This is a genomic window from Gluconobacter japonicus, assembly GCF_002723975.1.
Taxonomy (GTDB): Bacteria; Pseudomonadota; Alphaproteobacteria; order Acetobacterales; family Acetobacteraceae; genus Gluconobacter; species Gluconobacter japonicus.
In genome coordinates this window covers 16,437-33,228 of sequence record NZ_BEWO01000018.1, presented here as the reverse complement: position 1 = coordinate 33,228, position 16,792 = coordinate 16,437, and the positions used below count along the sequence as shown (strand labels likewise).

Sequence of the window (16,792 nt, the reverse complement as noted above, 5' to 3'; positions counted from 1 at the left end):
GTGTCCGATTGTCACTCCACGAGCCGGAGCCCCTGGCAGGAAGTCTTCGGCAGCGCCGAATACGTCTTCTGACCCCACCTCGTTTCGTCACAGTTCTTCCAGGCCGCCGCGAGGCGGCCTTTGTCATATCCGGAGACCGACATGGCTTTCTTTACGCTCAGTGCTACGCCTGCCACCGCAAAACGTGAGGGCTATTTTACCAGCACCACGATGGCGCTCATGTCCCAGCTTGGTGAGCGCCGCATCGTCGAGGCGAAGTCGGTAGATGGCCTCAAGCCGCTCATTCTGAGCTTTGGCCGCGACACTGCGCTGCAGCACCCCGGCAAGTCGTTCAAGATCATGGTCACTGTCAATCGTGGCAGCCGCAAGCCGCGCGGTTTCGACGCAGCTTATGATTCAGAAGCACTTGGCACATCTGAATGGCTGGAAACCACGGTTGCAGACCCGGTTCCCCACGACGGCATGGCAGGTGTGGCCTCATGGGGAAGACGGTACACGCCATTCCGCATGGACGGTGCACAGCCGCGCGAAGCTTCGCTCACCGAGGCCGAACGCCTGTCTGACGACGGCCATCTCGGTTTCAAGGGATGGGCCGCGGAAGTCGCGGCCATTCTCGACACCATTGGCGCACCTGCGACCGCTTTGGGCTGCGAGACCCGGGACGCTCTGGTGTCGCGCTATCGCGCCCACCAGCATCCTGCCCTGGCCGCCGCCGTCCTGACTGCGTCCTCAATGGCCGAGCATCTGGCCGCCTGAGGCCAATGCAGGGGAGCGGATAATGCCTCCCCTGCCAGATCCTGCAGTTTAAAAAAGAGCGAGTTTTCCATGGTCGATGAAAACCTTCTCCAGATTGAGACCTGTCTTCTGGAACGTCGCAAGGTTCATCTTGGCATTGCGCCGGATGGGCGCGTCTATCTGCGTGTAACGTCGTTCTGGCCGAAAGAGGCCGCCCAGCACTGGCACGGCCCCTATTCGGACCGACAGGCGGCGGAGACGGATTTCCGAACACGGACGCAGCCGCCACGCGTCACGCGCGCCCAGATCGCCGAGGCGAGCCGCCGCGGGGAGCATGGCACGGTCGAGGGTGTTCCCATGATCGTCCTGAGGCATCGCTGGACGGGCCACCTGACCCTGACGGCCTATCAGCTGGTGGATGAGGCCGGGCAGGAGAAATCCGGGCGCCAAAATGGACACAATTGAACATCGGTCGACACCCGCTCAAGCTGAGGAAGGAGGAGAGTAGGAAGAGGAAAGAGGGAAAAAAGCAGAAGGAGAGAGGGGCAGCACAGGCTGTCTGCGCTGGCAAAGGGTGGGTCTCCACGCGTCCTCGCCCTGACGGGCTCCGGGTCGTGGAGATCCCGCCGCTGCGCGGCGCCTGTGCCAGCGCAGACAGCCTGTGCCTGTGCCGGAGAGGTCATCAGAGAAAAGAGATGACGGCAACAGGAGTGACCTTTCATGCAGATTTCCCAGCAGACCCTTCAGGACATCAAGGACGTTGCCGGACTGGCCGGTGGGGCCTTCGGTTTTCTCGTCCTGGTCTTCGCGTTTACGTGCCTGCCGAGCTTTCTGCCGGGACCGGTGCCCCATCACTATCTCGCCTCGGCATCGCACAGCGCTCACCCCCGCGGCTGAGTCTTCACGTTTCCGAACGCATCCACGCCCCGCCATCGTGCGGGGTTTTTCCATTTCTGATCCCAGGAAATATCCCATGATCGTCACCTTCGACCGCACGCTGATCGCGCGCCTTCTTGCCCATGCCGAGGTTGCGTCGGAACGACGTGCCACGCTGACGCAGCTCTTTGACAAGAGCCTGCGCAAGCCTGGGCATGGCGCGCGCGAATGGGGCCGTCCGGAAGACATTGATCCCGCCAAGATCCCTGCGGGTCTGTGGCTGGTTGGAGATCACGGGATCTACATGATGTCGAACGGGCTTCCCCTTCTGCCGTCCGATGACGGTCAGAAGCCCAACCTGTGCGCGTATGCGCGCGAGGCTGACCCGGCACAGAACGCGGGCAGGGCTCATGACGTCAAGCGACAGGCTTTTGGCGGGGATGACGGATGCGAGTTCCTGGAAGCTGCGCTTGTACGACGGGCCCTCAGCAAGGTGTCCGGTGACACACTGCGGCTGAACATTACGCCTGAAACCCTCGAAATTCTGGCCTGACTGGCCTTCCTTGCAATCCTTCAGGAGTGAAAGAATGTCCGATCTTATGCCTGTTCCCCACGAGCAGATCTGGGCCTCGGCCGTGGCGGTGGCCGCTGACAGCGTGGAGCAGCTGAGACGCTGCGATGTCGACCGCGTCGTCTCCCTTGTTGACGCGGCGGATCGCAGCGCGCTGACAGGCTGGCTGATCGCGCAGCGGCCCGATCTTGCCGGCGCTGTCGCGGAGGCTCTGTCCGCGCTCGCGCGGGAGGCTTACGCATGAGCCTGCTGTTGCCACACCTGCGGCGCGTCCGCATTGAGGCCGAGGGCCTGACGGCCACCCAGTGGAGCTCAGCGCAGGACAAAGCGAAACTGGCCAATGCAATCCTCGCCTTTGTTGCGAAAGGATTGCCGGAGGAGGGGTTCAGCAAGGCGCTGTACCAGCGCGTCAGCCAGATGTGGGGGTTTATCGCCTGCTTTAACCGGAACGGCTTTGCGGGCCGGTATTTCAGCTCGACGCAGGGGCGTCTCGCCTTCCTCGATCAGATCATCGCGCGTGGCGGGATCGGCGATCCCGCCTGGACCTGGTCAGACGTGGAAAGCCGGATCGCGGCTCTTCTGGTCGAGCATCAGGTGCTGGACCTGTACCGCACCGAACTGCGGCAGGAGACTGTCCGAGGCGAACAGGCGCTGTTGCGCAGGCTGATCGACCGTCACGGCGTGCCGGCCGATCATGCAGGCCGCATCTCACTGGCTCCCGCGTTGTCTGCGACCCTGTCCCGGCAGCAGCCTGTTCAGATGGGTCTGCTCTGACACGTTGCGTTCTCCGTGACGGCGCAGGAGTCCGGATCGTCGATCAGTCCGTGGACGACCTCCCATCCGCCCAGAATATTCTGGGCCGTCTCCCAGGCGACGATCTCGGCGCGTAGCGCCTGCGCAAGATCGTCATAGATGCCGTCGCGTTGCGGATCTTCGATCTCGCGCCGCTCTGCCTGTTCCGTGAGGGACCGTGCGTCGGAAACCCGGGCCAGTGCCCGACCGACCAGAAGCGTCAGCCAGTCAGACGCCATGCGCTGACGACCCTCCCGCGTGTCGGGCAACGGCGTGGCTCCGAAAATCTGTCGCGCCCTCTCGCGTCCGAACGCACGGAGGCGCTCAACCTGTCGGGGCGGCGTCACGTCGCGGGTTTCAGCAAGCGACCGCAACTGCGTCTCGGGCAGGATTGCGTCGGTGAGCGCGTCCAGGGTCGGCGCACGACGCCGTTCCTGGGGAAAGCGGATCACCGTGGCGATCTGATCTGTCTGTGCACTCATCGGTGTCCTCCTGTCGTTGTGCGGCAAGCGTAAAGCGCGCCACAGATAAAAGTCAACAAAAACAATGAGATACGGGCCTCATTCGGCCCTCACGGAAACCTCTGAGGGCAGAAAAGAGACGCGCGGGAAAGAGAAAAAGGAGGGAGGGAAGGGGCTCTCATGGGGCAGGCGTCGCAGCAAGGGTGCGTCGCTCCGCTCCCGGCGCACAGCGCCGCCCTTGCCACGCCGCCCGCCCCACGAGGCTGCCGATCGGGAACGAAATAAACCGAGAGAGGCAGAGCATGTCCAAACGCAGGAAAACAGATCTGACAGCAGCCCGTAAAAAGGCAGAGATTTTTGGGCCGGACACGGTTCTCTTTGCAGATCTTGAACTTGGAGAAGCTTTTCGCATGGCTGGGGCAGAGCTGGGAGCCGTGTATCGAAAGGTTCGCCGCAACCACTACATGCACGACGGAAAGCGATGCCTTGCGAGCGACGGTCGTGCCGTCAAGCGCGCTTCCCTGCCTGGGACGGAAGACTGAGATCAGGCCCGCTGATCCTCTCCTTCCTCAACTGACATCAGGGCCGCAGCGCGGCCCGCATCCGGCAAAAAAATACAAGAAAGGAACCGCATCGTGCAGGTCCAGACCCTCACAGCTTCGTCCAGTTTTCTTCCCGCGCTTGAGGCGCCTGTCTTTCACCGCGCCGTCTCCGCAGGCCAGACCATTGGCCGCGCACGGCGTTTTTACGCGGAAGCGGATCTTCTGGCTGACGACGCGAATGACGTCCGTCTTGGCGCGGCGTTACGCGCCGCACTGCGCCGTGACGCCAGTGCAGCCCATCGTTCGGCACAACGCACGCTGCTGGGTGTCTCCCGTTGACAGCCCTGATCCTTCACTCACAACAGGCCGTGTCATCCTGGCATGCACACCACAGGCATCCGGGAGGAAAGGGAATGGCGATGCGACACCATAGAGCGGGGCTTGCCCTGAGCGCCCTGTTCTGGGCCACCGCAAGTCAGGCGGCACCGGCCGGGTGTGCCGAGTTTGGCGGCGACGGCCAGCTTCCGGTTCTGACCAACGAGGCGCTTGGGCAGCAGGCCGTGCTTCTGTGCAATGACGCCTTTGCTGTCCTGCATTCGGGCATCAGTCATGGCCCCCTGTGGACGGCAGAACATCTGACCGAGGAAGACCTGGAACGCAGCATGCAGATCGGCCGGGTCGTCCGGTTCTTTCATGCCGATCCCCGTCTGACCTTTGAGGACCGGGCCGAGCTGAGCGACTACCGCGCGTCGGATTATGACCGAGGCCATATGGCCTGTTCGGGGGATGAACCCAGTCTTCAGGCGCAGGAGCAGAGTTTTTCGCTCGCCAATGTTGTTCCCCAGACCCCGGAACTGAATGAAGGCATCTGGACGGGCGTGGAAATGGCGGTGCGTCGCCTCGCACAGCGCGAAGGCGAGCTTTACGTCGTGACCGGACCGGCATTTGGAGCGTCGGTCAAGACCATCGGATCGCATCGGGTTTTTGTGCCCTCTGCGACCTGGAAGGCTGTTTACGATCCCGCGGAGGACGAAGCAGGCGCGTATTTCTGTCAAAATAGCAGCCAACCAACCTGTACGATCATCAGCATCGGCGCGTTGACCCAGGCGACGGGGGTAAACCCCTTTCCATCCCTGCCTGATGAGATCCGTCAGACGGCCATGCAGCTGCCTCGTCCCCTTAAAAGTCCTTATGCTGTTCGCATCCGGCCTGCTTCCGGAAGCCCTGTGCTGGAGACCACACCATGAGTTTTATTCCTTTCCTGGACGCAGGCGAAAGTGTTCGGATCGATGACCTGACGATTGAGAACGGCACTGAGCGGATCGCCCTGTACGGACGCCTCGAAATTCGAAGGGACCGGATCGGCCTGCAGGATATTCAGGCCCTGAAGGCTCAGATCGACGCCATTGCGCGCGAGCTCGAAGGATCGGCCCATCTTCCGGATCGTGCGCGCGTTGCTCGAGAGGACAGGGTGATTCCAAATCCTTTTGCGGACCGGGACTGTGCCTGAAGGTGTGGAGTGCCACAAGCCTCACTCCGGACAAGACGACCTTCCACCCCAGCTTCCTCCGCGCCCTTCGGTTGCTCCGTGCAGCCGGGTCCCCTGAGAAGGCATCGTGTCCTGCGCTGCGTTTGTGACGGACCTGGCAGTGTCGGGACGAAAGGCGTCGCTGCGCTTGCTTTCGCCCCTTTTGCCTCCGGCACGGGTCGAACGAAAGGCTTGTTTAAGTATTCGTTAAGTGTGTGGCGATGATGTTTGTATATGGGCAAGTCACGACAAATAAAACCCGATGAAAACCGCAGTAAATCGCCGTTTTGCCTTGCAATACTTGCGGATTTTTCCTAAATTAAACCCAGATCACAGGGGCGTTGAGGCCGGTTCTGACCGTGGCGCCGCCCCGAAGCGAGAAAGGATGACGATCATGGCACGCTTTGAGCCGTTCAGACTGTCTGATGACGACCGGACCGACATTGTCAAAGGCGTCTCCTGTGCTCTGCTGCTTGAGCGCCATGGCTATCTTCTCGACAAGCCCGAAAGCACGCGGAACGCTCTGAAATACCGTGCGGGAAAGGGCGAGACAATCATCGTCAACCATGAAGGCCGTGGCTGGTGGGATACGGGATCGGACGAAAAGGGGGATGTGTTCTCCCTGATCCAGCACCTGACGCCCGGTCTGAAGTTTCGCGATGCCTGTCGGGAGCTGGGTCAACTGGTAGGTATTGAACCAAAGGGGGTAGAGTATGTCCGCGAGCGTCATGCCAAAACGCCAGACGTTGCCCCGGCTGAGCGCTGGCAGGGCAAGAAGGAGCTCAAATCCGGCACGAAGGTCTGGGCGTATCTCACCGAGGAGCGCTGCCTTCCGGAATGGGTTCTGCGTCGGGCCATTATGACCGGCTGCATTCGGGACGGTTATCACGCCGCCTGGTTCTGCCACCGGGATGCCGTGGGAGCCATCTGTGGCGCGGAACTGCGTGGTCCGGACACCAAGGGCATCTGTCTGTCGGGTACGGTCAAAACGCTTTTCCGGTTCCAGCCCGGCCTTGGCCGCACGGTCCGTCGGCTGGTGGTGAGTGAGTCCGCCATTGATGCTCTGTCCTACGCCGCCCTCGACAGCGAGCGCACGCGCGAAACCCTGTACTGCTCGACCGCAGGTGGCATGGGGCCGGAGACGGTCGAAGCCCTCACGGCCGAGCTGGCTGAAATGGCAAAAGATCGGGCTGCCGTTCTGGTGGCCGCAACCGATAATGATGACGCCGGCAACCGCTATGCCGCGCGCCTTGCAGAGCTGGGCCGCGAAGCCGGTGTCCGCGTGATCCGCCGTATTCCCCACGGTGGCTGCAAAGATTTCAACGACGCCCTGAAGACTGTTGTGGCCGCCGCCCGCGCCGCCTGAGGAGAGACTGATGACGAATGACAAGGCACGACGGGAAATGGAGGCTCTGTTTCCCGGACATGAGAAGAACGACGCCCTGAGAGCGGCCTTTCTGGCGCACCCGGATGCGGACCATTATCTGCGTCTGATGCCAGACCTCGGATGTCGTATTCCCTGGGCGCTGGTAGAATACGGTCCTGAGACGGATCGGCGTCAGGGTCTCGTGGTTGGCGGACGCTGGAGTGCGGCAGGCTGGGATCTCTCCGGACGCATCGTCCTGTTTGTTCAGTCTCCAACCGGAGACAGTGGGTTCCTGACTTGCCAGGCGGGGGAGCAGCAGCTTGTCCTGATTGGCACCGTTCCCGGAAGCACGCCTCATCCTGACCGTCCGGATGCCGTCACGCTTCTGGGACATGTCGCAGAACTGACCGCCGCCTGGCATGCCGATGCCGAGACAACCCGCGTGTGGCATACCTGGGCCCTGCTGCACAATCAGCCGCCTTTCCCGCAGACCTACGCCGAGATCGCGTTCGGCGATGATGTGCTGCGCGGTCTCGTGGTCGGAGGCACGGTCCTGGCGGAGGGGACATGGGACTTCGGGCAGGAGTTCGACCTGATGGTCGAGCCGGACATGATCCTCAGCCTTGATGGCCGCCGTGCGACGCGGTGCGAGGTTCTTCATGGCACCCGGGAGCAGGGACGTGGTCGTGGATAATCATCTCTCCGGACTGACCCCTTCCCAGGCAGGCGCCGCGCGTCAGACAGGACCGGTTGTTGTTCTGGCGGGTGCCGGGACCGGCAAGACCAAGACGCTTGTGGCCGGTATTGTCGACCGTGTCGTCAAACGCCGGATGTCGCCCGATCGCATTCTGGCCGTGACCTTTACCAACAAGGCGGCCGGGGAGATGAAGACGCGGATCGCGGCGGCCCTGAACATCGCGCAGGCCCCGTACTGGGTGGGCACCTTCCATGCGCACGGACGCCGTCAGCTGCGGACCGATCCCGACATTGCCGGGCTGCGTCCGGGGTTCGACGTCTGTGACAGCGAAGACAGCACGAAGATCGTGCGCAGGCTTCTGGAAAAGGCGATTGAAGCGGGCGTCATGAATGCCGATGACGGAGAGACGTTTCGCAAGCGTGTGAAATCCGTCAGCTCGCGCATCGCCATGCTCAAGGAAAACATGGTGCTTCCCCCGGATGCCGTGACCTGGGTCGAGGGACGGATTGCGACGGATGCCATCACCGAAGGCGATGACATCATGGTCTGGCGAGATGCGGCCGCGCTCTATCCAGCCTATCAGGCGATGTTGCGCGAAAGCAATCGCGCGGATTTTGCAGACCTTCTACTATGGCCCACCGTGACCATGCTCCGCGACGAACGCTACAGACAGGACTGGTCGGGCCGGTTTGACTGCGTGCTTGCCGATGAGTTCCAGGACGTCAACCGGCTCCAGTTTCTCTGGCTGAAATGCCTGTCCAAAGACCACAACGAGCTCTTCGTTGTCGGCGACGATGCGCAGTCGATTTACGGCTGGCGTGGGGCCAATGTCCGGATTATCCGAAGCTTTCTCAAGGAGTTTCCGACCGGACGCATGATTGCTCTGGAGCAGAACTTCCGTTCGACCGGTCACATCCTGTCAGCGGCCAACGCAGTGATTTCTCACGACGCTAACCGGCTGGAGAAAACACTGTATACCGCGTCCGGAGATGGGGAGCCAGTGGATATTCTGCGGCATACCGGCAGTCAGGACGAGGCCTCCGGGATTGCCGCTGAGATCGGCCGTCGTGCTCTCGAGGGCGTGCCTTACGAGGACATGGCCGTTCTCTATCGGTTCAACCATCTCTCCCGGTTGCTGGAAGAGTCTCTGCTGCGTGCGAAGATCCCGTATGAGCTGGTCAATGATACCGCTTTCTGGCAGCGCGCGGTGGTGAAGGACGCGCTCGCCTTCCTGCGTCTGACGTGTTTTCCGTATGAGCGGCAGTCAGACGAGGCCTTCCGACGGATTGTCAATCAGCCCGCCCGGGGGATCGGGGCCAAGGCCATGGCGACATTCGAGCAGGTCGCCGATGAGGAGGCGATTTCGCTGTACGAGGCAGCGGAGCGCACGGTGCAGGGACGCACCGGCAAGGCTGCTGACAAGCTGCGCGGCTTCCTGGACGTGATTCTGAAAGGGGCCCGCAGCGGCGAGCCCAGTCTGGGGGAGCGTCTGAGGGCTCTGGTCGAAGAGAGTGGTTATCTCGCGATGCATCAGGCGGCCGGGGAGGACGGGCGCACGGCACTGGAAAATCTGCATGAGCTTCTGTCGCTCGCCAACGAGTTCACCTCGGTGGAGGAGCTGTTCGACCATGCGGCCCTCGGGTCGGAAAGCCGGGATGATGACAGTGTTGGCCGGGTGAAGCTGATGACCATTCATGGCTCGAAAGGGTTGGAGTTCGGGCATGTGTTTCTGATCGGATGGGAAGACACGCTGTTTCCGTCGCGCACGAACATTGACCCGGCTGAAGAACGCCGACTGGCCTATGTTGCGCTGACGCGCGGCCGCCAGCGCGTCAGTGTGTCCTGGTGCGAGTTCCGTCGGGGCGAGCAGGCCAATCCGAGCTGCTTCATCGACGAGATTCCGCTCCAGGCACGGCGGGACGGCTGGGGACGGGATCTCAAGCGCCGTCCCGCGTTCCAACGGAGAACGGTTTTCAATCGGCAGGCTCAGAGAGGGGCGATGGGGTTCTGACCATCAAGGCGTCTGGCTGGGCCACGCTCAGGGCCTTGCTTCGGTCATCATACCGAATCATTACGTGACAGGCGCTTGCAGAGAAATAATCTACAAGGAAAACAAGATGACACCTAAATTCTATGCCTCTTGAGGTAAATCTATATTCCGCTGTCCCCAATATTTTTCAAGTTCTAGATCAGTATCGATAGCGCCTTTGCGGGTTGCGCAAACTACGAAAACCATTTGGGGACGTCGACCAAACTGGAAGATACCTACGAAAATATCATCTGATGCAAAATATCTGTAGAAAAAATCGCTTGATACGTTTTTCCCATTCCGCAGCATTTCAGGCTTGCCAACTAGGTTTGAAACAATTTTCTGAGCCGCTTCGTGCCCAAGAAATTCAGTTTCAATCCGAGACCATATTATTCGGCCTTCAAAAATGGAATGGCAATGCAGATACCAAGCAGTCTGGGCGAACCAAACACACATATTGTCGGTGAGTCTGTTTGCTTCCGGCCCTATAGAAAGGCCGCGCCATCCCGTAAGCCCCATCTCACCTACATTTTCTGCTGACCCAAACCGGCCTCTTAAGTAAAGCTTACTAGCCACGGCTGACTTTGGCACCAGTTCTCTTATAAGAATTGGGTTGTTATTGCGCACCGCTATAAGAGCGTCTTGAAACTCCGTCGTGTCCGTGTCGGTATCGAACCGAATAAGTCTCACCAGAAAGCCTAGAGATTGCTCATCACGGCTCTTGTCATGATTACATGCATGACAGGCTGGAAACTCGTATCCAACGGGCCAATTACGACCTTTGAAAAAGTTTCGCGGGGGAAAGTGGTCAATGGTGGTAGCGGGGAGACCACAATAACAACACCGAGTATGATCAGTGAGGAACCGTTGCTTTCTCTTCTTTGCTTGTCCCAAAAGAGCGCCCTTATCGATGCAAAGTAAGGTTGATTTAGAAGTCTCTGCCTTTCCTAGTGTAGCTTTTATCTAAACAGTCTCTCAAGGTCGATTGCCGTGACGGCGGCCCCCCCCGGATCAAACTGTCTCGAAGCGAACCGGATGTATCGTGCGGGAGGAAATACGACATCACTCAACTCAAAACGGGCAAACACGCACGCAAGTCATTCTGCAACGCACAACTTGTATTCAGGCGCGAGCAAGTGAGTTAGGGTCATATCCAGCAGGATCTGGTTAGCCACGACGTGTGAGTGGCGAGCAGGGAGAAAACACGTGACAAAAGAGCAGACAGGCTCGGCTTTTGCGCGCCATGAAGACCTGACACAGGAGCAACTCCAGGCGGTCGCACGGTTCATGGCGGAGCGTCTTATGACTGGATCTGCCGGTGTGGTTACAGGCACGCTGAAAACGCTGACCGATCAGGGAAGAGACTATCCTTTCGTTCTTCTGCAAGACGATTGTGTCTACGCGGTAAGTCCGATCGAGAGCCTGCGCCTTGTGCTGGATGCGGATGGTCGTCCTCTGGGCTGTCCGTCAGAGGGGCTGCTGTATCTTTCGGATGTTGAGGGAAATGCTGTGGTGCGGCTTCTTCCGACACCGCGTTACAAGCCGTCGGATCTCGGCTGACGGTCTGAGGACCTCAACTTCGGTTCTGACGCTTCAACCCCTCTGATTCATCAGCTGAACCGCACTCACAAACGCTGTCGTCATACTACGCGGTATGACCGAGCATACACTTTCTCTTGGGCAGTCAGAGCTGCCCAAACACTCCCTTTCTCTCTCACTCTCGTCCCCCTGGATGCTTGGCAGCATGGTTCTTTCGGCGACCATGCTTTTCGGGTTTGGCTGGCTTCTTTTTCCGCTGGATGTCCAGATGGTCTGGACCATGCTTACTCAGGCGATCCTGTTTTCCCTGGCGATCTCCGTTCTCGTGATGGACGTCATGCGCCTGTTGAAGACGAACGCCTTCATGCCGCGCTGGCATGTGCTGGTCTTCGTTCCGGTCTGGGTGGCTGTCGGCCTGTTCAATCTCCGGAACGCCTATGACTGCATGAAGGCGGCAGGCCAATGGTGACGTTGCGTAACCGCACTCACAACACCCCGCGGGATACTGACTGTCAGGTGACAGAGAACGGGGCAGCACAGTGAAGTTTGGCGGCAACCAGCCCAAAGCACGGGTTTTTCGCAAGCTGAATGCGCAGGCACAGCGCGAAGCCTATCAGGCGGTACTTCAGCACGTCCGGACCTGCCTCAACCGGGGGCCATATAATGTCCTTGAGCTTCGGGCAAACCTCACCCCGGAAGAGGCTGGAGCTTTGCCTCTGGCTCTGACGACGCTGGCCCAGGCTGGCGAAATCGCGGCTCTGGGTCATAGCGTCTATGCCCGCGTGCCCTGGATGCCTGCAACGCGGACCGTGAAGACGTCACCAATCGAGGATCTGGTCTTTGCCTCGCTGACCGAACACGAGACGCCAACCGAAATCGCGTCCTGGCTTGGACTGACCCTTGCTGTGGTCAGAGACTCTCTCGCGGCTCTGGAGCAGGCCGGTCTGATCGAAGAGCGGCTGGATCCGCGTCGCCCCAACCGCTACCGGATTGTATCGCCGCATATGGCCAAACATATCCGGCAGGGGGCACAGGACAGGACGTTCACCGATATCGCCCGGCATGGCTGAGGCATGAGGGAGGCGTCGCGCTTGCGGGTTATCCCCCAAACCAGTGGACAGCGCTGTGGGCAACCGCGGGCAGGATATGTGGATTCACGGTCCGTTCGTCCCGGGCACAGGCGTGCAGCGCTGTCCATTGCAGGCGAACTCTCCGTCATCGGCTGGGGTGTGCGCCAGGCGTCCCGCCGATCTGGCGTCTCCAAGGACAGGATCCTGCGCTGGCAATCAGGGCAGGGTCTTCCTGACCCGGATTTTCTCAAGTGGCTCGCGGCCCTTGGGATGCTGCACCGTCGACTGAGTCATCCACTGGCCCGGGCTGTGCCTCCAGCTGGGAACAGACCTCCGCTGAATGGCTACGCGATGACCAGTGCCCTCATCACCATTGGCTGGTCCGAACGTACACTCGCAGATCGCCTCGGCGAACACCGGACGGCGCTTCGCCGTCTTATTGAGGAACAGGGACATCTCCCGGAGCGGCAGTCCCGCTGGCTCGAAGCGCTGGCAGACGGGCATCGCGATCTGCCACGCCCCCTCTCTCCCATCTACGTCTCACCCGATCTCTGAAAGGTTGATCCATGTTGCAACGCGTATCATTTCCTGAAGACGGCCAGGACAATCAGGGTGTCATCGCAGGGGGCATCGCCGCCGACCGGCTGCGGTCCATTATTGAGCGGGTCGAGCGTCTGGAAGAAGAGCGCAAGGCGCTGAGTGGCGACATCAGGGACATCTTTGCCGAAGCCAAGTCAGCCGGGTTCGACGTCAAGGTCATCCGCACGATTATCCGGCTGCGCAAGCAGGAGCCCGCGGAGGTCGAGGCTCAGGAAACCCTTTTGCAGATCTACCGCCGTGCCCTGGGAATGTGACCTGATGCAAGATGCTCCACCGCGCCGACGTATCGCCGAGACGGCAGGAGAGATCCTGGTCTGCTGGCCGAGTGTGGGACTGCTTCTGTTTGCGTTTGTCGTTCCCAGGCTTGGCGCTGTCATGGGGCCAGTTTTCATGCTCGGTGGCTGTCTGGCAACCATGACTGGACCGGGTGTCCCCGAAATCGGCGAAGACGGGCGTGACTACGGTCTCGAGCGCAGGCGCGGTGTGGTTTTTGCCAGTCTCGGCCTGGTGCTCTGCCTGCTCTCTCTGTCTCGTCTTTTGCCGGATGGGTATTGAGCGTGCCTGCACCTTTCTTCGTGGACTGGACTCCAACGCGCATCACCAGTGTCCGCTATGCCTCCACTCTGGGACCATCTCGCCCTGTTGGGACGATACAGCGTCGGGTCTGTGGCCCCAGATGTCTGATCGGGGTCAGCCTGTTTCTTCTGACGAACGCCGCGGATGGATTTCTTGGCCTGGATCAGTTTGCCGGACAGGGACCCTGGCATCTGTCCGGACTGGGTCAACCGGTTCTGATGCTGTCGTTCTGGCAGTGGACGCTTCTGGCCTGCCTCACACTGGCTCTTGTGAAACTCGCTGAAAAGACGTCCGGGATCCTGACCGGGCGTGGGCAGGGGCGGGCGACCAGAATAAGGCTCCTCGTCACCTGCGTGGCCCTGGCACTCGGCGGCCTCGCCCGCAGCCTGATCCATCCGGGATGACCGGACTCACATTGCCCTCTCCTAAAGTGATCCTACACAACCGGCAGAGGAAAGATGCCTGAACTGCAGACGCTCCTGAAAGAAGTGGTGAAACTGCCTGCGTCCTATCGGCCGCAAGGCGCACCTCTGGCGTCCCTTCTGGCACAGGTTGCCAAAGGGGATGACGGGCATGGCCAGAGGGTCGGGCGCCTTGCTGGCCTGCTCGGCCATCTGGCGAAAACTGGCCTCTCGTCCAGCGCCCTTGAACTGGCAGGCCGCCTGCACGATGCGGGCAAGCTGCTCCTGCCAGACAGCCTCCTGAATCATCCGGGCATGTTTAACGACCGGCAGATGCTGGTGATGCGGCAGCATCCCTCGCTTGGTCTTGGAGCGCTGTTTCATCTGTCAGCCGATATCCCGACCCTTGTTCATGAGGCCGTACTCCTGCATCACGAACGCTATGACGGTGATGGTTATCCTTTCGGGTTGAAGGGCAAAGCCATCCCTCTGGCCGCCCGCATCATCGGCCTCGTGGACGTGATCGACGCCCTGCTCTCCGCCCGCGCCTATAAGACAGGATGGACGCCGCGTCAGGTGAAGGCCTTTCTCTACGATCAGGCAGGTGGTGCGTTTGATCCTGACCTGGTGCGGCACGCGACCACCTTCTTCGATGATCTGCTCGCCATTCGCCGCAGCGTCGCGCAGCCCGTTCAGGGGTACCAGTCAGTCCCTGGTCAGTCCCCTGCTTCTTCCCGTACTCTCAGCTTTCGGAACGATATGCCATGATGCCACTTCCGCTCCCACCCGCAGCGCACGCAGTCCCGTCGGAAGCATCTTCCCTCAAACTTCTGGCCGGGGTTGCAGACCGGCTTTTCGCAGAAAACCGGAGAGACGAGGGGCTGCGTGTGATTGACGCACTCTATCTTCAGGCAGACGCAGCACTTTGCGGCAGCGAGAGGCAAGAGGAATGATGAGGCGCACTGCTTAAGAAGCTGGGCGTACAGTCTCTGATGAAAAAGAAGAGGCGCACCATGCGCGCCTGAAAGCATGTCTTCCCCGGTCGGTTTTCATTAGCGGAGCCCCTACCATCCGTGTTATATAAAAATATAACAAGGAGAAAATTATGACGACGTCCAGTCTCAGAAAGCTCGGTGGCTCCATCGTTCTGACGGTGCCACCGGCCCTGCTCGGTCTTCTCGACCTCAAAGCCGGTGAGAAGGTCGAACTTGACGTGGAGAACGGCACGCTCGTCGTGCGGCCGAGGCGCAGACCACGCTACACGATGGCAGAACTGCTGGCCGTGTCCGAGTATCCGACCGAGCCCGATACCGAAAGCCGCGACTGGGCTGCTGGCGAGGCCACCGGGAAAGAGATCCTGTGAAGCGCGGTGAGATCTGGGTTGTGTCTCTCGATCCTACCAAAGGGCATGAGCAGCAGGGCTCGCGCCCTGTGCTCATCGTCTCGCCTGACAGTTTCAATCAGGCTACGGGCCTGCCGGTTGTCGTACCAATCACCAGCGGCGGGGGCTTCGCAAGACGGCTCGGTTTCGCCGTGCCGCTCGAAGGACTGAAGACCACAGGCATCGTACGCTGTGACCAGCCTCGTGTTATTGACCTCAAAGCCCGTGGCGGCCGGATGGTAGAGGAGCTGTCCGGTTCTCTGCTGGACGAAGTCCTTGCCCGCCTCGTCACGCTTTTCGAATAGCGTTTGGCCGGGGGAGGTCTGGGGGGAGGTCAAGTCCTTCGCACGGAGTGCTGGATCAGATATCATCAGGACGGGAGGCCGCGTGAAGGCGAACCACCATGTTTGTGGCCTCCAGCACAGTTCTGGACAGCGTTTTCATCTGTGAATGAAGAATTTCCTGTCTGGCCAGGGTGTCTGCAAACATCGCTCCGATATCTTCGACATATGTCTGGATGATTTCCAGAGTGTTCGCCTGGGAGCGGGCCAAGCTCTCCCAGCCAATCGGGTCCTCGGTTTTGGAGCAAGGGAATCCCGGTGGAGAGAGGTGTTGAGACTGGTTGTCGAGCGGCAGTCGTGTCTCTTTGAGACCCATGGGCCAGTGCTCAAGGCAGAATGAGATCCCCGCCAGCAGAGAGGCCGGCAGGGACAGAAGCAACTCGGTATCTGGAAGGTGAAGGTCTCCCGTTTCCGGAAAGCCGGTATAAAACATGTGCTGACGGTACCATGTTTCCCGGCCTCCCATGTTTTCGAGTGTTTCACGCCAGAGGTTCAGAGCGGCTTCCACCTGCTGATATACCTCCTGACTATGGGCCTGCGCATCATACACGCGGCTCCACAGATGATGGGTTCCGACTGCGGGCATCCAGTCGTCCAGTCTGAAAGGTTCGCCATCGAGAAGAGGTGTACTGCCAAGGACGAATGCTCCCTGAGACAGGATGCAGCAATAGGCAACAATCCGGGTGCCGCGCCATTCTCCCCGTGAAGCGAGAGCCTGCTTCAGGAGGACAGGGAACAGCACCTTTCTGGTGCGAGCGCTGTAACTGGTCCATTCGCGCGTCTGTAGAGCCAGAGGCGCAAGGGGATCAACGATGATTTCGGGGTCGTTCAGGGTGCGAAGTCGCACGCCGTGTCTGGACAGGTGGTAGGCCCAGAGAAAAACCAGATCATTTGGGGGCGCATCCCCGATCGTAAAGGCGTGCAGGTCATAACGCTGAAACGATCCCACGGACCGGAAAAGCGTCCCCGTGCGCTTGAGGTAGGTTGGCATCGTGCGGACAAGGCTCTGTCCAACAAAGACGGTTCCGTCTTCAAAAAGCAGGCACACGACCAGGCGAAGCTCGTCGTGGGGATGACAGTCAGAACGGGCTGACGTGGAAACGCGATGGTGCATGGGTATACCGAGTCATGACAATGGATCCCTGCACTCTGCCATTGCGCGATGTGAGAGCGGGTCATGGGACGGTCGGCGCCCTTGCGCAAACGCTGCGGGGTGCCTTCTGACAACGGGCAGCATGCAGGCAAGAAAAGGGCCGGGTGCAGGGCAAGACGCGAAGAGGAGAACGC

At 60.3% G+C, this 16,792-nt stretch carries 27 protein-coding genes; 24 read left to right on the top strand and 3 right to left on the bottom strand.

Features of this window, described 5'->3' with window-relative positions:
* Nucleotides 1-141: 141 nt before the first annotated feature.
* From GJA01_RS11600 to GJA01_RS11580, 6 genes are all read left to right on the top strand, one after another.
* A complete protein-coding gene (locus GJA01_RS11600; RefSeq protein WP_062022283.1) occupies nucleotides 142-756 on the top strand; it encodes a hypothetical protein in 615 nt (204 codons plus the stop codon).
* Nucleotides 757-825: 69 nt separating this feature from the next.
* On the top strand, nucleotides 826-1,200 hold the full coding sequence (locus GJA01_RS11595; protein WP_062022280.1) for a hypothetical protein: 375 nt from the start codon (nucleotides 826-828) through the stop codon (nucleotides 1,198-1,200).
* 255 nt (nucleotides 1,201-1,455) lie between these two features.
* Complete coding sequence (locus GJA01_RS15290) at nucleotides 1,456-1,632, top strand: hypothetical protein (protein ID WP_156470272.1); 177 nt, start codon at nucleotides 1,456-1,458, stop codon at nucleotides 1,630-1,632.
* Nucleotides 1,633-1,708: 76 nt separating this feature from the next.
* Nucleotides 1,709-2,164 (top strand): DUF3085 domain-containing protein, encoded by a 456-nt coding sequence (locus GJA01_RS11590; RefSeq protein ID WP_062022277.1) that lies wholly within the window; start codon nucleotides 1,709-1,711, stop codon nucleotides 2,162-2,164.
* Nucleotides 2,165-2,198: 34 nt separating this feature from the next.
* On the top strand, nucleotides 2,199-2,426 hold the full coding sequence (locus tag GJA01_RS11585) for a hypothetical protein (RefSeq protein WP_062022274.1): 228 nt from the start codon (nucleotides 2,199-2,201) through the stop codon (nucleotides 2,424-2,426).
* 8 nt (nucleotides 2,427-2,434) lie between these two features.
* Nucleotides 2,435-2,956 (top strand): hypothetical protein, encoded by a 522-nt coding sequence (locus tag GJA01_RS11580; protein WP_253783169.1) that lies wholly within the window; start codon nucleotides 2,435-2,437, stop codon nucleotides 2,954-2,956.
* Here GJA01_RS11580 and GJA01_RS11575 read toward each other — a convergent pair.
* Nucleotides 2,938-3,456: a hypothetical protein gene (locus GJA01_RS11575; RefSeq protein WP_062022270.1), complete on the bottom strand. Its 519-nt coding sequence runs from the start codon at nucleotides 3,454-3,456 to the stop codon at nucleotides 2,938-2,940. The genes GJA01_RS11580 and GJA01_RS11575 overlap by 19 nt on opposite strands.
* Nucleotides 3,457-3,737: 281 nt before the next feature.
* On the opposite strand from GJA01_RS11575, the gene GJA01_RS11570 reads away from it, so the two are divergent.
* The 7 genes from GJA01_RS11570 (at nucleotide 3,738) to GJA01_RS11540 (ending at nucleotide 9,579) form a co-directional block, all read left to right on the top strand.
* Nucleotides 3,738-3,977, top strand: coding sequence for a hypothetical protein (locus tag GJA01_RS11570; RefSeq protein WP_062022268.1), 240 nt, complete (start codon nucleotides 3,738-3,740; stop codon nucleotides 3,975-3,977).
* A 93-nt stretch (nucleotides 3,978-4,070) separates the two neighbouring features.
* Complete coding sequence (locus GJA01_RS11565) at nucleotides 4,071-4,316, top strand: hypothetical protein (protein ID WP_062022263.1); 246 nt, start codon at nucleotides 4,071-4,073, stop codon at nucleotides 4,314-4,316.
* A 74-nt stretch (nucleotides 4,317-4,390) separates the two neighbouring features.
* Nucleotides 4,391-5,224, top strand: a complete 834-nt coding sequence (locus GJA01_RS11560) for a DNA/RNA non-specific endonuclease (protein ID WP_062022259.1) — start codon at nucleotides 4,391-4,393, stop codon at nucleotides 5,222-5,224.
* On the top strand, nucleotides 5,221-5,487 hold the full coding sequence (locus GJA01_RS11555) for a hypothetical protein (RefSeq protein ID WP_062022255.1): 267 nt from the start codon (nucleotides 5,221-5,223) through the stop codon (nucleotides 5,485-5,487). The genes GJA01_RS11560 and GJA01_RS11555 overlap by 4 nt, the downstream gene beginning before the upstream one ends.
* A gap of 412 nt (nucleotides 5,488-5,899) precedes the next feature.
* On the top strand, nucleotides 5,900-6,871 hold the full coding sequence (locus tag GJA01_RS11550; protein ID WP_062022326.1) for a DUF3991 and toprim domain-containing protein: 972 nt from the start codon (nucleotides 5,900-5,902) through the stop codon (nucleotides 6,869-6,871).
* Between the two features lie 10 nt (nucleotides 6,872-6,881).
* On the top strand, nucleotides 6,882-7,565 hold the full coding sequence (locus GJA01_RS11545) for a hypothetical protein (RefSeq protein WP_062022251.1): 684 nt from the start codon (nucleotides 6,882-6,884) through the stop codon (nucleotides 7,563-7,565).
* Complete coding sequence (locus GJA01_RS11540) at nucleotides 7,552-9,579, top strand: ATP-dependent helicase (protein ID WP_231875847.1); 2,028 nt, start codon at nucleotides 7,552-7,554, stop codon at nucleotides 9,577-9,579. The genes GJA01_RS11545 and GJA01_RS11540 overlap by 14 nt, the downstream gene beginning before the upstream one ends.
* A 120-nt stretch (nucleotides 9,580-9,699) precedes the next feature.
* Here GJA01_RS11540 and GJA01_RS11535 read toward each other — a convergent pair whose 3' ends face one another.
* Nucleotides 9,700-10,224 (bottom strand): hypothetical protein, encoded by a 525-nt coding sequence (locus GJA01_RS11535; protein ID WP_156470271.1) that lies wholly within the window; start codon nucleotides 10,222-10,224, stop codon nucleotides 9,700-9,702.
* 579 nt (nucleotides 10,225-10,803) lie between these two features.
* On the opposite strand from GJA01_RS11535, the gene GJA01_RS11525 reads away from it, so the two are divergent.
* From GJA01_RS11525 to GJA01_RS11475, 11 genes are all read left to right on the top strand, one after another.
* The gene (locus tag GJA01_RS11525; RefSeq protein ID WP_062022238.1) at nucleotides 10,804-11,157 is read left to right on the top strand and encodes a hypothetical protein; all 354 of its coding nucleotides are present in this window, start codon (nucleotides 10,804-10,806) and stop codon (nucleotides 11,155-11,157) included.
* A 94-nt stretch (nucleotides 11,158-11,251) separates the two neighbouring features.
* Complete coding sequence (locus GJA01_RS11520) at nucleotides 11,252-11,605, top strand: hypothetical protein (RefSeq protein ID WP_062022235.1); 354 nt, start codon at nucleotides 11,252-11,254, stop codon at nucleotides 11,603-11,605.
* 70 nt (nucleotides 11,606-11,675) lie between these two features.
* Complete coding sequence (locus GJA01_RS11515; RefSeq protein WP_062022232.1) at nucleotides 11,676-12,206, top strand: helix-turn-helix domain-containing protein; 531 nt, start codon at nucleotides 11,676-11,678, stop codon at nucleotides 12,204-12,206.
* A 78-nt stretch (nucleotides 12,207-12,284) separates the two neighbouring features.
* Complete coding sequence (locus GJA01_RS11510) at nucleotides 12,285-12,761, top strand: hypothetical protein (RefSeq protein ID WP_062022229.1); 477 nt, start codon at nucleotides 12,285-12,287, stop codon at nucleotides 12,759-12,761.
* Between the two features lie 11 nt (nucleotides 12,762-12,772).
* Nucleotides 12,773-13,060 carry a DUF2312 domain-containing protein gene (locus GJA01_RS11505; protein ID WP_062022226.1) on the top strand — a complete coding sequence of 96 codons (288 nt, stop codon included), beginning with the start codon at nucleotides 12,773-12,775 and terminating at the stop codon, nucleotides 13,058-13,060.
* A 4-nt stretch (nucleotides 13,061-13,064) separates the two neighbouring features.
* Nucleotides 13,065-13,361, top strand: coding sequence for a hypothetical protein (locus tag GJA01_RS11500; protein ID WP_145993787.1), 297 nt, complete (start codon nucleotides 13,065-13,067; stop codon nucleotides 13,359-13,361).
* Nucleotides 13,362-13,363: 2 nt separating this feature from the next.
* The gene (locus GJA01_RS11495) at nucleotides 13,364-13,786 is read left to right on the top strand and encodes a hypothetical protein (RefSeq protein WP_062022220.1); all 423 of its coding nucleotides are present in this window, start codon (nucleotides 13,364-13,366) and stop codon (nucleotides 13,784-13,786) included.
* 54 nt (nucleotides 13,787-13,840) lie between these two features.
* A complete protein-coding gene (locus GJA01_RS11490) occupies nucleotides 13,841-14,551 on the top strand; it encodes an HD-GYP domain-containing protein (protein WP_062022217.1) in 711 nt (236 codons plus the stop codon).
* Complete coding sequence (locus GJA01_RS11485; protein WP_062022213.1) at nucleotides 14,548-14,736, top strand: hypothetical protein; 189 nt, start codon at nucleotides 14,548-14,550, stop codon at nucleotides 14,734-14,736. The genes GJA01_RS11490 and GJA01_RS11485 overlap by 4 nt, the downstream gene beginning before the upstream one ends.
* A gap of 152 nt (nucleotides 14,737-14,888) precedes the next feature.
* Entirely contained in the window at nucleotides 14,889-15,146 is a 258-nt protein-coding gene (locus tag GJA01_RS11480; RefSeq protein WP_062022210.1) for an AbrB/MazE/SpoVT family DNA-binding domain-containing protein, read from the top strand.
* Nucleotides 15,143-15,469 carry a type II toxin-antitoxin system PemK/MazF family toxin gene (locus GJA01_RS11475; RefSeq protein WP_062015143.1) on the top strand — a complete coding sequence of 109 codons (327 nt, stop codon included), beginning with the start codon at nucleotides 15,143-15,145 and terminating at the stop codon, nucleotides 15,467-15,469. The genes GJA01_RS11480 and GJA01_RS11475 overlap by 4 nt, the downstream gene beginning before the upstream one ends.
* Nucleotides 15,470-15,524: 55 nt before the next feature.
* Here the strand turns inward: GJA01_RS11475 and GJA01_RS11470 are convergent, their stop codons facing one another.
* On the bottom strand, nucleotides 15,525-16,619 hold the full coding sequence (locus tag GJA01_RS11470; RefSeq protein WP_062022209.1) for a hypothetical protein: 1,095 nt from the start codon (nucleotides 16,617-16,619) through the stop codon (nucleotides 15,525-15,527).
* Nucleotides 16,620-16,792: the final 173 nt, after the last annotated feature.

Bases quoted from the DNA above. Each gene is read 5' to 3' on its own strand.
- GJA01_RS11600 (WP_062022283.1), top strand. From the start codon at position 142: ATGGCTTTCTTTACGCTCAGTGCTACGCCTGCCACCGCAAAACGTGAG.
- GJA01_RS11595 (WP_062022280.1), top strand. From the start codon at position 826: ATGGTCGATGAAAACCTTCTCCAGATTGAGACCTGTCTTCTGGAACGT.
- GJA01_RS15290 (WP_156470272.1), top strand. From the start codon at position 1,456: ATGCAGATTTCCCAGCAGACCCTTCAGGACATCAAGGACGTTGCCGGA.
- GJA01_RS11590 (WP_062022277.1), top strand. From the start codon at position 1,709: ATGATCGTCACCTTCGACCGCACGCTGATCGCGCGCCTTCTTGCCCAT.
- GJA01_RS11585 (WP_062022274.1), top strand. From the start codon at position 2,199: ATGTCCGATCTTATGCCTGTTCCCCACGAGCAGATCTGGGCCTCGGCC.
- GJA01_RS11575 (WP_062022270.1), bottom strand. From the start codon at position 3,456: ATGAGTGCACAGACAGATCAGATCGCCACGGTGATCCGCTTTCCCCAG.
- GJA01_RS11570 (WP_062022268.1), top strand. From the start codon at position 3,738: ATGTCCAAACGCAGGAAAACAGATCTGACAGCAGCCCGTAAAAAGGCA.
- GJA01_RS11560 (WP_062022259.1), top strand. From the start codon at position 4,391: ATGGCGATGCGACACCATAGAGCGGGGCTTGCCCTGAGCGCCCTGTTC.
- GJA01_RS11555 (WP_062022255.1), top strand. From the start codon at position 5,221: ATGAGTTTTATTCCTTTCCTGGACGCAGGCGAAAGTGTTCGGATCGAT.
- GJA01_RS11550 (WP_062022326.1), top strand. From the start codon at position 5,900: ATGGCACGCTTTGAGCCGTTCAGACTGTCTGATGACGACCGGACCGAC.
- GJA01_RS11545 (WP_062022251.1), top strand. From the start codon at position 6,882: ATGACGAATGACAAGGCACGACGGGAAATGGAGGCTCTGTTTCCCGGA.
- GJA01_RS11520 (WP_062022235.1), top strand. From the start codon at position 11,252: ATGACCGAGCATACACTTTCTCTTGGGCAGTCAGAGCTGCCCAAACAC.
- GJA01_RS11505 (WP_062022226.1), top strand. From the start codon at position 12,773: ATGTTGCAACGCGTATCATTTCCTGAAGACGGCCAGGACAATCAGGGT.
- GJA01_RS11500 (WP_145993787.1), top strand. From the start codon at position 13,065: ATGCAAGATGCTCCACCGCGCCGACGTATCGCCGAGACGGCAGGAGAG.
- GJA01_RS11490 (WP_062022217.1), top strand. From the start codon at position 13,841: ATGCCTGAACTGCAGACGCTCCTGAAAGAAGTGGTGAAACTGCCTGCG.
- GJA01_RS11485 (WP_062022213.1), top strand. From the start codon at position 14,548: ATGATGCCACTTCCGCTCCCACCCGCAGCGCACGCAGTCCCGTCGGAA.
- GJA01_RS11480 (WP_062022210.1), top strand. From the start codon at position 14,889: ATGACGACGTCCAGTCTCAGAAAGCTCGGTGGCTCCATCGTTCTGACG.
- GJA01_RS11470 (WP_062022209.1), bottom strand. From the start codon at position 16,619: ATGCACCATCGCGTTTCCACGTCAGCCCGTTCTGACTGTCATCCCCAC.